The organism is Bradyrhizobium sp. 41S5, assembly GCF_011516665.3.
GTDB classification, from domain to species: domain Bacteria; phylum Pseudomonadota; class Alphaproteobacteria; order Rhizobiales; family Xanthobacteraceae; genus Bradyrhizobium; species Bradyrhizobium quebecense.
This window is the reverse complement of sequence record NZ_CP083721.1, coordinates 8026826-8038947: the sequence shown is the minus strand read 5'-3', so window position 1 is coordinate 8038947 and position 12122 is coordinate 8026826. Positions and strand designations below refer to the sequence as shown.

Below are 12122 nucleotides of genomic sequence, written 5' to 3'. Positions count from 1 at the left end.
AGCAACTTTGGCCACGGGATGCATACCGCATGCGCCACGCGAGGATTGCAGAGCTGCCCGGCCGGATGTCGCGTCTCGGCCTGATGATCGTGGCCGCCGGCCTGTTGCTGACGCCTGCGGTCCGTGCGGCCGACATCAAGGAGCTCACCGAAAAATTGCCGCGCGCCTATATCGGCGAATTCCTGTGGGATGGCGACAACACGGTGCAGAACGTCGTCATCACCTTCGACAAGGTGCAGGCCTTGAACGAGCAGAACGCGGAAGCGCGTGGCTGCGGTTCGTATGAGGTCGGCCGTCACGTGACCAGGATCGGCGTGCAGATGTTCATCAGGCTGTCCGATCTCGAGGTCGAGATCTTCGAACGGTCGCCCGATGGCAACGGTGCATTCGAGACCGACGGCAGCCACCGCGGCAAGCTGTCGGAAGATTTTCAGCAGATCGATGCGCAGTGGACGACCATGGCATCGGGCAAGCACGGCCAACTGCATTTGCGTGCCGCGGCGTCGGTGGCGTGCGGACCGGCAGAGGATTTGTAGGTCGGCGGGTTTGGCGCGAGCGGCGTCCCGCATGCGCTCTTCATCCTTCTGGAGGGCGGGTGCGGATCGCCTGCACGATTTCGGAATACTAGGAATATATCCCTGAGTTGCCTGACGTGTCAAGTTGCATTGGCGAACGCGGCAGCCGCCAGCTCCTTTGCATGGGGTTGTTTTCGATATTTTGGCCGCGCGCGGCGGTGGCCCTCCAGGGGAGGTGAACCGCGGTCACGCCCTGGCAGCCGCCTTCGGCCAGTATCTGTCGCGCAGATGCCGCTTCACCAGTTTCCCGGTCGGGGTCCGCGGCAGCTCTTGCTCGAAGTCGATGCTCTTCGGGCATTTGATCGGCGACAGATGCTGGCGGCAGAACGCGATCAGCTCGGCCTCGAGCTCCTTGCCGGCCCTGGCGATGTCGTGCGGCTGCACAACGGCCTTGACCTCTTCGCCCATCTCCTCGTTCGGCACGCCAAACACCGCGACGTCGGAGACCGCGGGATGCGTGATCAGCACGTCCTCGGTCTCCTGCGGATAGATGTTCACGCCGCCGGAGATGATCATGTAGCTCTTGCGGTCGGTGAGATAGAGGAAGCCCTCTTCGTCGAGGTAGCCGACGTCGCCGAGCGTCGACCAGCCCTTGGCGTTGTAGGCCTTCTTCGTCTTCTCGGGATCGTTGTGATAGCTGAAAACCGGCGCGTCGGCGAAATAGACCTGGCCGATCTGGCCGGTCGGCGCCTCCTCGTCGTTCTCGTCGAGAATCTTGACCTTGCCGACCACGGCGCGGCCGACCGTGCCGCGATGGGTCAGCCATTGCTGCGAGGTCGAGACGGTGACACCGTTGCCTTCGGAGCCGGCGTAATACTCGATCAGGATCGGTCCCCACCATTCGATCATCTTGGCTTTCACGTCGACGGGGCAGGGCGCGGCGGCGTGGATCGCACCATTCAGCGATGAGACGTTGTAGCGGGCGCGGACCTCGTCGGGCAGCTTCAGCATGCGCACGAACATGGTCGGCACCAGCTGCGACTGCGTCACCTTGTGCTTCTCGACCTGCTTCAGGAACTCCTCGGCATCGAAATGCTCCATGATGACGGAGGTGCCGCCCAGCACCGTTGCCATCATGTTGAAGCGCAGCGGAGCCGCGTGATAGAGCGGCGCCGGCGACAGATAGATCGAGTCGGCATTCATGCCGCACATATCGGCGGTGAGAATCCGCAGGAACGGGTTCGGCACGTCGATCCGGTTGCCCTCGAATTCCTTCTTGATGCCCTTGGGCCGGCCGGTGGTGCCGGAGGAATACAGCATGTCGTAGCCCGCAACCTCGTCGGCCACCGGCGTGGTCGGCTGCGCGGCGGCCTCCTTGTCATAGGAGCGGAAGCCAGGGGCCGGCTCGTCCATCATGTAGAACAGCGGCTCGCCCACCTCGCCCTTGATCAGGCCCTTCACCTTGTCGGCGCATTGCGGCGTGGTGATGAACACCTTGGCTCCGCAGTCCTTGATGATGTAGGCGATCTCCTCTTCGGTCAAATAGCGGCTGATCGCCGTGTAATAGAGCCCCGAGCGCTGCGCGGCCCAGCAGATCTCCATGAAGGCGAGGCGGTTCTCCATCAGGATCGCGATGTGGTCGCCGGCCTTCAGGCCGAGCGAGCGGAACAGATGCGCGCCCTGGTTCGAGAGCTCGTCGAGCTCGCGATAGGTGATCGCCTTGCCGCTGCCCGCCATCTGGTAGGCGATCTTGTTCGGATGGTTGCGCGCGTGGATGGAGGGATGGGTCACAGACGTTTCCTCAGGTGGTGCGTTGTCCCTGCGAAAGCAGGGACCCATAACCACCGTGTTCTGTTGTTGAAATGAGTTGGGGCCGCAGCCCGGCATAACCACATCGACCTGTGGTTATGGGTCCCGGCTCAAGGCCGGGACGACACCGTTTGTGTGGCCGCTTGTACGGCTCGTTTGTCCGTTGATGCGGACTCTCTCTTACAGTCGCTCGACGATCGTGACGTTCGCCATGCCGCCGCCTTCGCACATGGTTTGCAGGCCATAGCGCTTGTTGCGCTGCTTCAGGGCGTGCAGCAGCGTCGTCATCAGCTTGGTGCCGCTGCCGCCGAGCGGGTGGCCGAGCGCGATCGCGCCGCCATTGACGTTGAGCCGGGCCGGGTCGGCGCCGGTAGTCTTCAGCCACGCGGTGGGCACCGAGGCGAAGGCCTCGTTGACCTCGAACAGGTCGATGTCGTCGATTGTCATGCCGGCCTTCTGCAGCGCGCGCTGGGTCGCCGGCAGCGGCGCTTCCAGCATGATCACGGGGTCGCCGCCCATCATGGTGAGATGATGGATGCGCGCCATCGGCTTGACGCCGAGCGCCTTGAGGCCTTTCTCGTTGACGACCATCACGCCGGAGGCGCCGTCGCAGATCTGGCTGGCGCTGGCCGCGGTCAGCTTGCCGTTCTCGGCGATCAGCTTGACGCCCTTGATGCCGTCGAGGCTGGCGTCGAAGCGGATGCCTTCGTCGATATGGTGGGTGTCGGTCGAGCCGTCGGCGCGGGTGATCTTCACCGGCACGATCTCGTCCTTGAAGTGGCCCGCTTGCGTGGCCGCAATCGCGCGCTGATGGCTGTTGTACGAATATTCGTCGAGCTCGTCCTTCGACAGGCCGTACTTCTCGGCCATCATCTCCGCGCCGGTGAACTGGCTGAAGACGATGTTGGGATACTTCGCCTCGATGCCCGGGCTCTTGTAGTGGCCGAAACCGTTCTTGGCGGGCAGCGAGGAGGCGAGGCCCATCGGCACGCGGGTCATCGATTCCACGCCGGCGGCGATCACGCAGTCCATGGTGCCGCTCATCACGGCCTGCGCTGCGAAGTGCAGCGCCTGCTGCGAGGAGCCGCACTGGCGGTCGATCGAGGTCGCGGGCACGCTCTCCGGCAGCTTCGAGGCCATCACCGCGTTGCGCGCGATGTTGGTGGACTGCTCGCCGGTCTGCATCACGCAGCCCATGATCACGTCCTCGACCTGCGCCGGGTCCGCGCCTGATCTTTCGACCAGCGCATCGAGCACGGTGGCGGCCAGATCGGCCGGATGCCAGCCGGCGAGACGCCCTCCCTTGCGGCCGCCGGCGGTGCGGGCGGCGGCGACGATATATGCCTCGGCCATGTCTGATCTCCCTGATGTTTCTGGAATGGGCGTTTTGAAAGTTGGGCGGGATTTAAGGGGTGGCTCCGCGTTTAGTCAATCAATCAATTAACTCTTGAGTGCAGCCCCGCCATGGGCTTATGTGCGGCCTCGATTTACCGGCGAGCCAAGAAACAGCCGGGGACACAGAGCGGGACCAGAGCGCGTTGAATACCAGCGTACCGACGAAACTTCCGGCCGGCAAAAATGCCACTGCCGACAAGCTATTGGTCGCAGCCAGCGAGCTGATGATCGAGCGCGCCTCGATCGAGGTGTCGCTGTCCGATATCGCGCAGAAGTCGGGCGTCAACGCTGCGCTGGTGAAATATCATTTCGGCAACAAGGACGGGCTGCTGCTGGCGCTGTTGGCGCGCGACGCCGCCACCGAGATCTCGCAGCTCGAATATCTCATCAGCCAGCCGATCACGCCGTCCGCGAAACTGCGCCTGCATATCGGCGGCATCATCCGCGCCTATCACCAGTTCCCCTATATGAACCGGCTGATTCATTATCTCCTGCACGAGAGCTCGACTGCCGCCGCGAACGAGGTGTCGAAATTCTTCGTCGCGCCGCTTTTGGATTTTCACCGCCGGCTGCTCGCCGAGGGCATCAAGGCCGGCGAATTCCGCAAGATCGATCCGGTGCTGTTCTACACCAGCCTGATCGGCGCCTGCGATCACCTGTTCTTCGGCCGCCACGCGATGTCGCGCGCAGTCGGCGTCGGTCCGGTCACCGACGAGGTCTGCCGCGAATACATCAAGCACATGGAAGCCCTGATCTTCGGCGGCGTGCTCAATCCCGATAAGGAAACGGCGGCGGTTGCCGCCGGATAGCAAGTTCGAAGTCTAGAGAAGAAACGCCCAAGGAAAGGTTGCTCCCATGCAGTTGAAAGACGTTGCCGTTCTCATCACCGGCGGTGGCTCCGGCCTCGGTGCCGCAACCGCGCGCGCCATGGCCTCCAAGGGCGCCAGGATCGGCGTGATCGACCAGAACAAGGAAAACGCCGAGAAGGTCGCCGCCGAAGTGAAGGGCGTTGCCCTGCACGCCGACGTCACCGACGAGGAGGCGATCAAGGCCGCGATCGCCAAGGCCGAGGCGGCGCACGGCATCGCGCGCGTGCTGATGAACTGCGCCGGCATCGGCGGCTCGCAGCGCATCGTCGGCAAGGACGGCGTCTATCCGCTGGCGAAGTTCGTCCGCATCATCAACGTCAATTTGATCGGCACCTTCAACGTGCTGCGCCTGTTCGCCGAGCGCCTGGCCACCGCCGAGACGATCGGCGAGGAGCGCGGTGTCGTGATCAACACTGCATCGGTCGCAGCCTATGAAGGCCAGATCGGCCAGATCGCCTATTCGGCTTCGAAGGGCGGCGTCGTCGGCCTCACGCTGCCGGCCGCGCGGGATCTCGCCAGCCTGAAGATCCGCGTCAACACCATCGCACCCGGCCTGTTCCTGACGCCGCTGCTGATGGGTCTCAACGAGGAAGCCCGCAAGAGCCTGGGCGCCCAGGTGCCGCATCCGGCCCGCCTCGGCGACGCCTCGGAGTACGGCAACCTCGCGGTCCACATCGTCGAGAACCCGATGCTCAACGGCGAAACCATCCGCCTCGACGGCGCCATCCGCATGGCGCCGCGCTAACCTTGCTTCCGCCCCCTTGCCCTCCCCCCTTGCGGGGGAGGGCGGCAGCGAAGGCTGCCGGGAGAGGGGTTCTCTCCGCGGCCACCCCTCTCCGAAGCGAATACGCGGCACCGACGCACATGCCCTCTCCCGCAAGGGGAGAGGGCGCATTAACCGGCACCGCATCTGCAGATGCAGGAGTGTGACGTGTGACAAATCCGCTGCTGATCGAACATCACGACGGAACAGATTGGGTCACGCTCAATCGCCCCGAAAGCCTGAACGCGCTCGATCCCTCGCTGATCGATGCGCTCAACGTCTACTTCCAGGGCCTGCAGCGCAATCGTGACGCCCGCGTCGTGGTGCTGAAGGGCGCCGGCGCGAATTTCTGCGCCGGGCTCGACCTCAAGCATGCGATGGCGCGCCGCGGCGGGCAGGCCGAACCGCCCGGCGTCACCGAGTCGCTGGACTCGCAGCGTCGCATTGCCGATATCGTGATGCTGATGCGACGCTGTCCGCAGCCGATCATCGCGCTGGTGCAGGGCGCGGCCGCCGGCGGTGGTTTTGCGCTGGCGCTCGCCGCCGACATCCGCATCGCGGCGAAGAACGCGCGGATGAACTGCGCCTTCATCAAGCTCGGCCTCGGCGGCTGCGACATCGGCACCAGCTATTTCCTGCCGCGCCTCGTCGGCGTGTCGGTCGCCTCCGAATTGATCCTCACCGGGCGCTTCATCAACGCGGACCGCGCGCTTGCCGTCGGTCTTGTGTCTGAAGTGGTGGAGGCGTCCGGTCTCGACGCTGCGGCCAATCCTTATGTCGACGCGATGATGACGGCTTCGCCGGTCGGCCTCCGGCTCTCGAAGGAGTGCATCAACATGAGCGTTGATGCCGGTTCGATCGAGGCCGTGATTGCGATGGAGGATCGCAATCAGGTGCTGTGCAGCCGCTCGGAAGATTTCCAGGAAGGCATCAAGGCCTTTCTCGAGAAACGAAAGCCTGTCTATATCAGGCGCTGAGAACAGATCCTCAAAAGGACGAGAATTCCGGGAGGCGCAAAATGGATGGAGACGCGGCGATGCTGACGAAGCCTGCCTTTCGCAAGGTGGATTGGCTCGCGCGTGACATCGCGGTCGAGCGGCGCGCCGACGGTGCGGTCGTCCTGAAGTCGCGGATCCCGTTGCAGGCCCACGAGACCCACATCCCGGCCTATCTTGCCAAATGGGCGGCGCAGGCGCCGGAGCGGATCTGGCTGGCGCAACGCGGCGGTCCTGACCGGCAGTGGCGCAAGGTCTCCTATGGTGAAGCCAAGCGCACGGTCGATGCGCTGACGCAGGGCCTGCTCGATCTCGGCATCGCCGACGGCCGGCCCGTCGCGATCCTGTCCGGCAATTCGATCGAGCACGCGCTGATGACGCAGGCTGCGATGCAGGCGCGGCTGCCGGCCGCGCCGGTGTCACCGGCCTATTCGCTGATGAGCCAGGACCATCTCAAGCTCAAATACCTCTTCAACCTGATCAAGCCCGCCGTCGTGATGGTGCAGGACGGTCCGACCTTCGAAAAGGCGCTGAAGGCGATCGATCTTACCGGCATCACGGTTGTTCACGTGCAGCGTCCCTGCGAGGGGATCAAGAGCGTGTCCTTCGCCGAGTTCGCGACAACGCCCGTGACAGCCGATGTCGGCGCGTCGATCGCGAAGATCGCGCCCGACACGGTCGGCAAGCTGCTGTTCACCTCGGGCTCGACCGGCATGCCCAAGGCCGTCATCAACACTCAGCAGATGATGTGCGCCAATGCGGCGATGATGATGCAGGTGCGCCCGCGCGAAACGGCCGGCCCGATCCCAACGGTGCTCGACTGGATGCCGTGGAACCACACCATGGGCGGCAACGCCGCGTTCAATCCGGTGCTGGTCGACGGCGGCACGCTCTATATCGACGACGGTCGGCCGATGCCGGGCCAGTTCGAGGAGACCATCCGGAACCTGCGCGAGGTATCGCCGACCTATTACGCCAATGTGCCGGCCGGCTATGCGGCGCTCGCGGCCGCGATGGAGAAGGACGAGGCGCTGTGCGCGAGCTTCTTCAAGAACCTCTCGATCATGGCCTATGGCGGTGCCCGGCTGCCCGACGATCTCTATGACCGGATGCAGGCGCTGGCGGTGAAGACCGCGGGCGAGCGCATCGTGTTCTACACCGGCTGGGGCTCGACCGAGACCGCGCCGACCTCGACCGGCACCTATTGGGACACCGAGCGCGTCGGCCTGATCGGCCTGCCGTTCCCCGGCGTCGAACTGAAGATGGTGCCGTGCGGCTCGAAATACGAATTGCGGCTGCGCGGCGTCAACGTCACGCCGGGCTATTTCGGCCAGCCGGACCTGACGGCAAAGATGTTCGACGAGGAAGGCTTCTACTGCATCGGCGACGCCGGCGTGTTCGTCGACCCTGAGGATCCGCTGCAGGGCATCATCTTTGCCGGCCGCGTGGTCGAGGACTTCAAGCTGACCACAGGCACCTTCGTCCATGTCGGCTCGCTGCGCACCGATGCGATATCAGCCGCGACGCCGGTAGTGCATGACGCACTGGTGGCGGGGCAGGATCGTGAGTTCATCGGCCTGCTGTGCTGGCCCAACCTGCATGCCTGTCGTCAGCTCGTCGGCAATGTGGATGCGAGCTATGAAGACGTGATCCGGCATCCCGAGGTGGTCGCCTGTCTCAGGAAGGGTTTGCAGGCGCACAATGCATCTTGCACCGGCAGCAGCATGCGGATCGCGCGTGCGATGCTGATGGTCGAGCCGCCGTCGATCGACGGCAACGAGCTCACCGACAAGGGCTACATCAACCAGCGCGCCGGCCTCGAACGCCGCGCCGCGCTGGTGGAGAAGCTCTACGCTGACAAGCCCGGTGACGAGGTGATCATTTTGAACTGATTGTAGGATGGGTAGAGCGTAGCGAAACCCATCATCTCTGACCAAGCCATCGATGGGTATCGCTTCGCTCCATCCATCTGACGACGCCAACGAACAACAGCAACGCGGGTAAGCGCCATGAATTTCGATTTCTCCGACGAACAGAAGCAGATGCGCGACGAGGCGCGGAAATTTCTCAGCGAGCAGTGCCCGCCGAAGGCCGTGCGTGAGGTGCTCGACGGCAAGGCGCCCTACGACAAGGCACTCTGGAAGGGTCTCGCCGAGATGGGCTTCCTCGGCGTGGCAATTCCGGAGAAGTTCGGTGGCGCGGGTGCCGGCCATCTCGAGCTCTGCGTGATCGCGGAGGAAATGGGCCGCGCGCTGGCGCCGGTGCCGTTCTCCTCCACGGTCTATCTCGCCGCCGAAGCGCTCCTGATCGCAGGCAGTGACGCGCAGAAGCAGAAGTGGCTGCCGAAGATTGCCTCCGGCGATGCCATCGGCACGCTGGCGCTGTTCGAGGGCAAGGGCAATCCGTCGCCGAAGGCGATCAAGGTCACGGCCAATGGCGGCGTGCTCAACGGCGTCAAGAAGCCGGTCGCCGACGGCGCGATCGCCGATTTCGCCGTGGTCGCCGCCCGCACCGGCTCGAGCGGTCGCGAGTCCGACATTTCCTTGTTCATCGTCGATCTCAAGGCCGGCGGCGTCGAGGTCAAGTCGCTCACCAACATCGATCTGACCCGCGGCCAGGCCGAGATCACCTTCAAGGACGCCAAGGCCGAGCCGCTCGGCGCCACCGGCGAGGGCTGGGGCGTGATCACCCAGGTGCTGGATCGCGCCGCCGTTTTGATGGCGTTCGAGCAGGTCGGCGGCGCCGACCGCGCGCTGGAGATGGGCCGCGACTATGCGCTCGACCGTATCGCGTTCGGCCGTCCGATCGGCTCGTTCCAGGCGGTCAAGCACATGCTGGCCGACATGTATGTCTCGGCGACCCTGGCGCGCTCGAACTGCTACTACGGTGCCTGGGCGCTCTCGACCAATGCCGGCGAACTGCCGGAAGCGGCCGCCGCCGCGCGCATCAGCGCAACGCAGGCGTTCCAGCACTGCGCCAAGAACAACATCCAGGTCCATGGCGGCATGGGTTTCACCTGGGAGTTCGACTGCCACATGTACTACCGCCGCGCCAATGCGGTGGCGCTCGGTCTCGGCAGCCTGTCCTATTGGGAAGACGCGCTGATCGACCGCATGCGCAAGAAGAACGCGGCGTAAGGATTCGCAACTTGTTGGATGGGTAGAGCGAAGCGAAACCCATCATGGCGCGGGTGGTCCAAAGATGGGTTTCGCTTCGCTCTACCCATCCGACGACACCGGCGAAGGATGACAGACCATGAATTTCGACGACACCCCGCAGGAGGCCGCATTCCGCGCCGAGGCGAAAGCCTGGATCGCGGCCAATGCGCCGAAGCAATATGAGGAGGAGCTGCGCAAGGCCTCGCTCGGCCGCGTTCAGCTCAAGGGCGCCAACATTCTCGAGGTCGCGAAGGCCTGGCAGAAGAAGAAGGCCGACGCCGGCTGGGCCTGTCTGCACTGGCCGAAGGAGTATGGCGGCCGCGGTTCGTCGCCGATCGAGCGCGTGATCTGGCAGCAGGAGGAGGGCCCGTTCGGCCGCCTCAGTTCGATGTTCATCATCGGCCACGGCATGTGCGGCCCGACCATGATGGCGTTCGCCGGCGAGGAGCAGAAGCGCAAATATCTGCCGCCGCTCGCCTCCGGCGAGAAGGTCTGGTGCCAGCTGTTCTCCGAGCCGGCCGGCGGCTCCGACGTCGCGGGCCTGCGCACCCGCGCTGAGAAGCAGGGCGACGAATGGGTGGTCAACGGCCAGAAGATCTGGACCTCGGGCGCACATTACTCCGACTACGGCATCCTGCTGACCCGCACCGATCCGACCGTGCCGAAGCACAAGGGTCTCACCATGTTCTTCCTGGACATGAAGAGCCCGGGCGTCGAGGTCAGGCCGATCAAGCAGGCGAGCGGGGCCTCCGACTTCAACGAGGTCTATTTCACCGACGTGCGGATTCCGGACTCGCAACGGCTCGGCAATGTCAATGACGGCTGGAACGTGTCGCTGACGACGCTGATGAACGAGCGGATGTCGATCGGCGCCGGCGTCGCGACCGGTTTCCCCGAACTGTTCGACTTCTGCAACAGCCTGATGCTGGAGGACGGTCCCGCGATCGAGAACCGCGCGGTGCGCGCAAAGCTCGCGAACTGGGCGGTGAAGGCGAGCGGGCTGAAATACACCAGCATGCGCGCGATCTCCGCGCTCTCCCGTGGCGAGCGCCCCGGGCCGGAGAACTCGATCGGCAAGCTGGTCGCCGGTTCGATGATCCAGGACGTCGCGACCTACGCGCTCGACCTGCAGGGCGCCGCCGGCGCGCTGAACGGACCCGAGGATGCCGAGGTCGCCGGCAAGTTCCAGGCGATGCTGCTGCGTGCGCCGGGCACCCGCGTCGAGGGCGGCACCGACGAGATCATGCGCAACATCATCGCCGAGCGCGTGCTGGGTCTGCCCGGCGACATCAGGGTCGACAAGGACGTTCCCTTCAACAAGATCCCGACCAAGGGCCGCGCCTGAGCGCGCGAAAAATCAAAAGAGGTTCGCCATGAATTTCGACGACACGCCGCAGGAAGCTGAATTCCGTAGTGTCGCCCGCAACTGGATCGCGGCCAACGCGCCGAAGGAGTTCGAGGAAGAGCTCTCGAAGTCCTCGCTCGGCCGCATCAGGCTCGCCAAGCACGACATGGTCGAGGTCGGCAAGGCCTGGCAGAAGAAGAAGGCGGAGGGCGGCTGGGCCTGCCTGCACTGGCCGAAGGAATATGGCGGCCGCGGCGCCACCCCGATCGAGCGCGTGATCTGGCAGCAGGAAGAGGGCGTCTACGGCAAGCTGACCCAGCCGTTCCAGATCGGCGAGGGCATGTGCGGCCCGACCGTGATGGCCTGGGGCTCCGAAGATGCCAAGCGCCGCTATCTGCCGAAGCTCGCCTCCGGCGAGGAGATCTGGTGCCAGCTGTTCTCCGAGCCGTCGGCCGGCTCCGACGTCGCCGGCCTGCGCACCCGCGCCGAGAAGAAGGGCGACAACTGGGTCGTCAACGGCCAGAAGATCTGGACCTCCGGCGCGCATTACTCCGACTACGGCCTGTTGATCGCGCGCACCGATCCGAATGTGCCCAAGCACAAGGGCCTCACCATGTTCTTCCTCGACATGAAGAGCCCGGGCGTCGAGGTCAGGCCGATCAAGCAGGCCAACGGCATGCAGGAGTTCAATGAGGTCTATTTCACCGACGTCGTGATCCCGGACAGCCAGCGCTTAGGCGCCGTCGGCGAGGGCTGGAGCGTGTCGCTGACCACGCTGATGAACGAGCGCATGTCGATCGGATCAAGGCTTGCGACCGGCGTGCCGGAGATGTTCGAGTTCTGCTCCAATCTGATGCTGGAGGACGGTCTTGCGATCGATGATCCGGCGGTGCGCTCCAAGCTTGCGAGCTGGGCGGTGAAGGCGAGCGGGCTGAAATACACCAGCTACCGCGCGATCTCGGCGCTGTCGAAGGGCGAGCGGCCCGGTCCGGAAAACTCGATCGGCAAGCTCGTCTCCGGCCTGATGCTGCAGGACATCGCGACCTATGCGATGGACCTCGAGGGCGCGGCCGGCAGCCTCACCGGCACCGACGAGGAGCAGGCCAACGGCCAGTTCCAGCAGATGCTGCTGTCGTCGCCCTCGATGCGCATCGCCGGCGGCACCGACGAGATCCTGCGCAACATCATCGCCGAGCGCGTGCTCGGCCTGCCCGGCGACATCCGCGTCGACAAGGACGTGCCCTACAACAAGATCCCGACCAAGGGCCGCTGA

Annotated in this window: 10 protein-coding genes; 8 read left to right on the top strand and 2 right to left on the bottom strand. The window is 64.7% G+C overall.

Going from position 1 to position 12122, the window contains the following annotated elements; translation table 11 throughout:
* Nucleotides 1-29: 29 nt before the first annotated feature.
* Nucleotides 30-536, top strand: coding sequence for a hypothetical protein (locus HAP47_RS38535; RefSeq protein WP_173640301.1), 507 nt, complete (start codon nt 30-32; stop codon nt 534-536).
* Between the two features lie 225 nt (nt 537-761).
* Here HAP47_RS38535 and HAP47_RS38530 read toward each other — a convergent pair whose 3' ends face one another.
* Together HAP47_RS38530 and HAP47_RS38525 are read right to left on the bottom strand one after the other, a co-directional pair.
* Entirely contained in the window at nt 762-2306 is a 1545-nt protein-coding gene (locus HAP47_RS38530; RefSeq protein ID WP_173640302.1) for an acyl-CoA synthetase, read from the bottom strand.
* Between the two features lie 198 nt (nt 2307-2504).
* Nucleotides 2505-3677 carry an acetyl-CoA C-acetyltransferase gene (locus HAP47_RS38525; protein WP_173640303.1) on the bottom strand — a complete coding sequence of 391 codons (1173 nt, stop codon included), beginning with the start codon at nt 3675-3677 and terminating at the stop codon, nt 2505-2507.
* Nucleotides 3678-3862: 185 nt separating this feature from the next.
* Between HAP47_RS38525 and HAP47_RS38520 the strand changes: the two genes are divergently transcribed.
* The 7 genes from HAP47_RS38520 (at nt 3863) to HAP47_RS38490 (ending at nt 12122) form a co-directional block, all read left to right on the top strand.
* Nucleotides 3863-4528 carry a TetR family transcriptional regulator gene (locus HAP47_RS38520; RefSeq protein WP_173640304.1) on the top strand — a complete coding sequence of 222 codons (666 nt, stop codon included), beginning with the start codon at nt 3863-3865 and terminating at the stop codon, nt 4526-4528.
* Between the two features lie 46 nt (nt 4529-4574).
* Nucleotides 4575-5333 carry an SDR family NAD(P)-dependent oxidoreductase gene (locus HAP47_RS38515; protein WP_173640305.1) on the top strand — a complete coding sequence of 253 codons (759 nt, stop codon included), beginning with the start codon at nt 4575-4577 and terminating at the stop codon, nt 5331-5333.
* A gap of 188 nt (nt 5334-5521) precedes the next feature.
* Nucleotides 5522-6328 carry an enoyl-CoA hydratase/isomerase family protein gene (locus tag HAP47_RS38510; protein ID WP_173640306.1) on the top strand — a complete coding sequence of 269 codons (807 nt, stop codon included), beginning with the start codon at nt 5522-5524 and terminating at the stop codon, nt 6326-6328.
* Between the two features lie 41 nt (nt 6329-6369).
* Complete coding sequence (locus HAP47_RS38505) at nt 6370-8238, top strand: AMP-binding protein (RefSeq protein WP_173640307.1); 1869 nt, start codon at nt 6370-6372, stop codon at nt 8236-8238.
* 117 nt (nt 8239-8355) lie between these two features.
* On the top strand, nt 8356-9483 hold the full coding sequence (locus HAP47_RS38500; protein ID WP_173640308.1) for an acyl-CoA dehydrogenase family protein: 1128 nt from the start codon (nt 8356-8358) through the stop codon (nt 9481-9483).
* 118 nt (nt 9484-9601) lie between these two features.
* The gene (locus tag HAP47_RS38495) at nt 9602-10849 is read left to right on the top strand and encodes an acyl-CoA dehydrogenase (RefSeq protein ID WP_173640309.1); all 1248 of its coding nucleotides are present in this window, start codon (nt 9602-9604) and stop codon (nt 10847-10849) included.
* Nucleotides 10850-10877: 28 nt separating this feature from the next.
* Nucleotides 10878-12122, top strand: coding sequence for an acyl-CoA dehydrogenase (locus HAP47_RS38490; RefSeq protein ID WP_173640310.1), 1245 nt, complete (start codon nt 10878-10880; stop codon nt 12120-12122).

Bases quoted from the DNA above. Each gene is read 5' to 3' on its own strand.
- HAP47_RS38525 (WP_173640303.1), bottom strand. From the start codon at position 3,677: ATGGCCGAGGCATATATCGTCGCCGCCGCCCGCACCGCCGGCGGCCGC.
- HAP47_RS38505 (WP_173640307.1), top strand. From the start codon at position 6,370: ATGGATGGAGACGCGGCGATGCTGACGAAGCCTGCCTTTCGCAAGGTG.
- HAP47_RS38500 (WP_173640308.1), top strand. From the start codon at position 8,356: ATGAATTTCGATTTCTCCGACGAACAGAAGCAGATGCGCGACGAGGCG.
- HAP47_RS38515 (WP_173640305.1), top strand. From the start codon at position 4,575: ATGCAGTTGAAAGACGTTGCCGTTCTCATCACCGGCGGTGGCTCCGGC.
- HAP47_RS38490 (WP_173640310.1), top strand. From the start codon at position 10,878: ATGAATTTCGACGACACGCCGCAGGAAGCTGAATTCCGTAGTGTCGCC.
- HAP47_RS38535 (WP_173640301.1), top strand. From the start codon at position 30: ATGCGCCACGCGAGGATTGCAGAGCTGCCCGGCCGGATGTCGCGTCTC.
- HAP47_RS38495 (WP_173640309.1), top strand. From the start codon at position 9,602: ATGAATTTCGACGACACCCCGCAGGAGGCCGCATTCCGCGCCGAGGCG.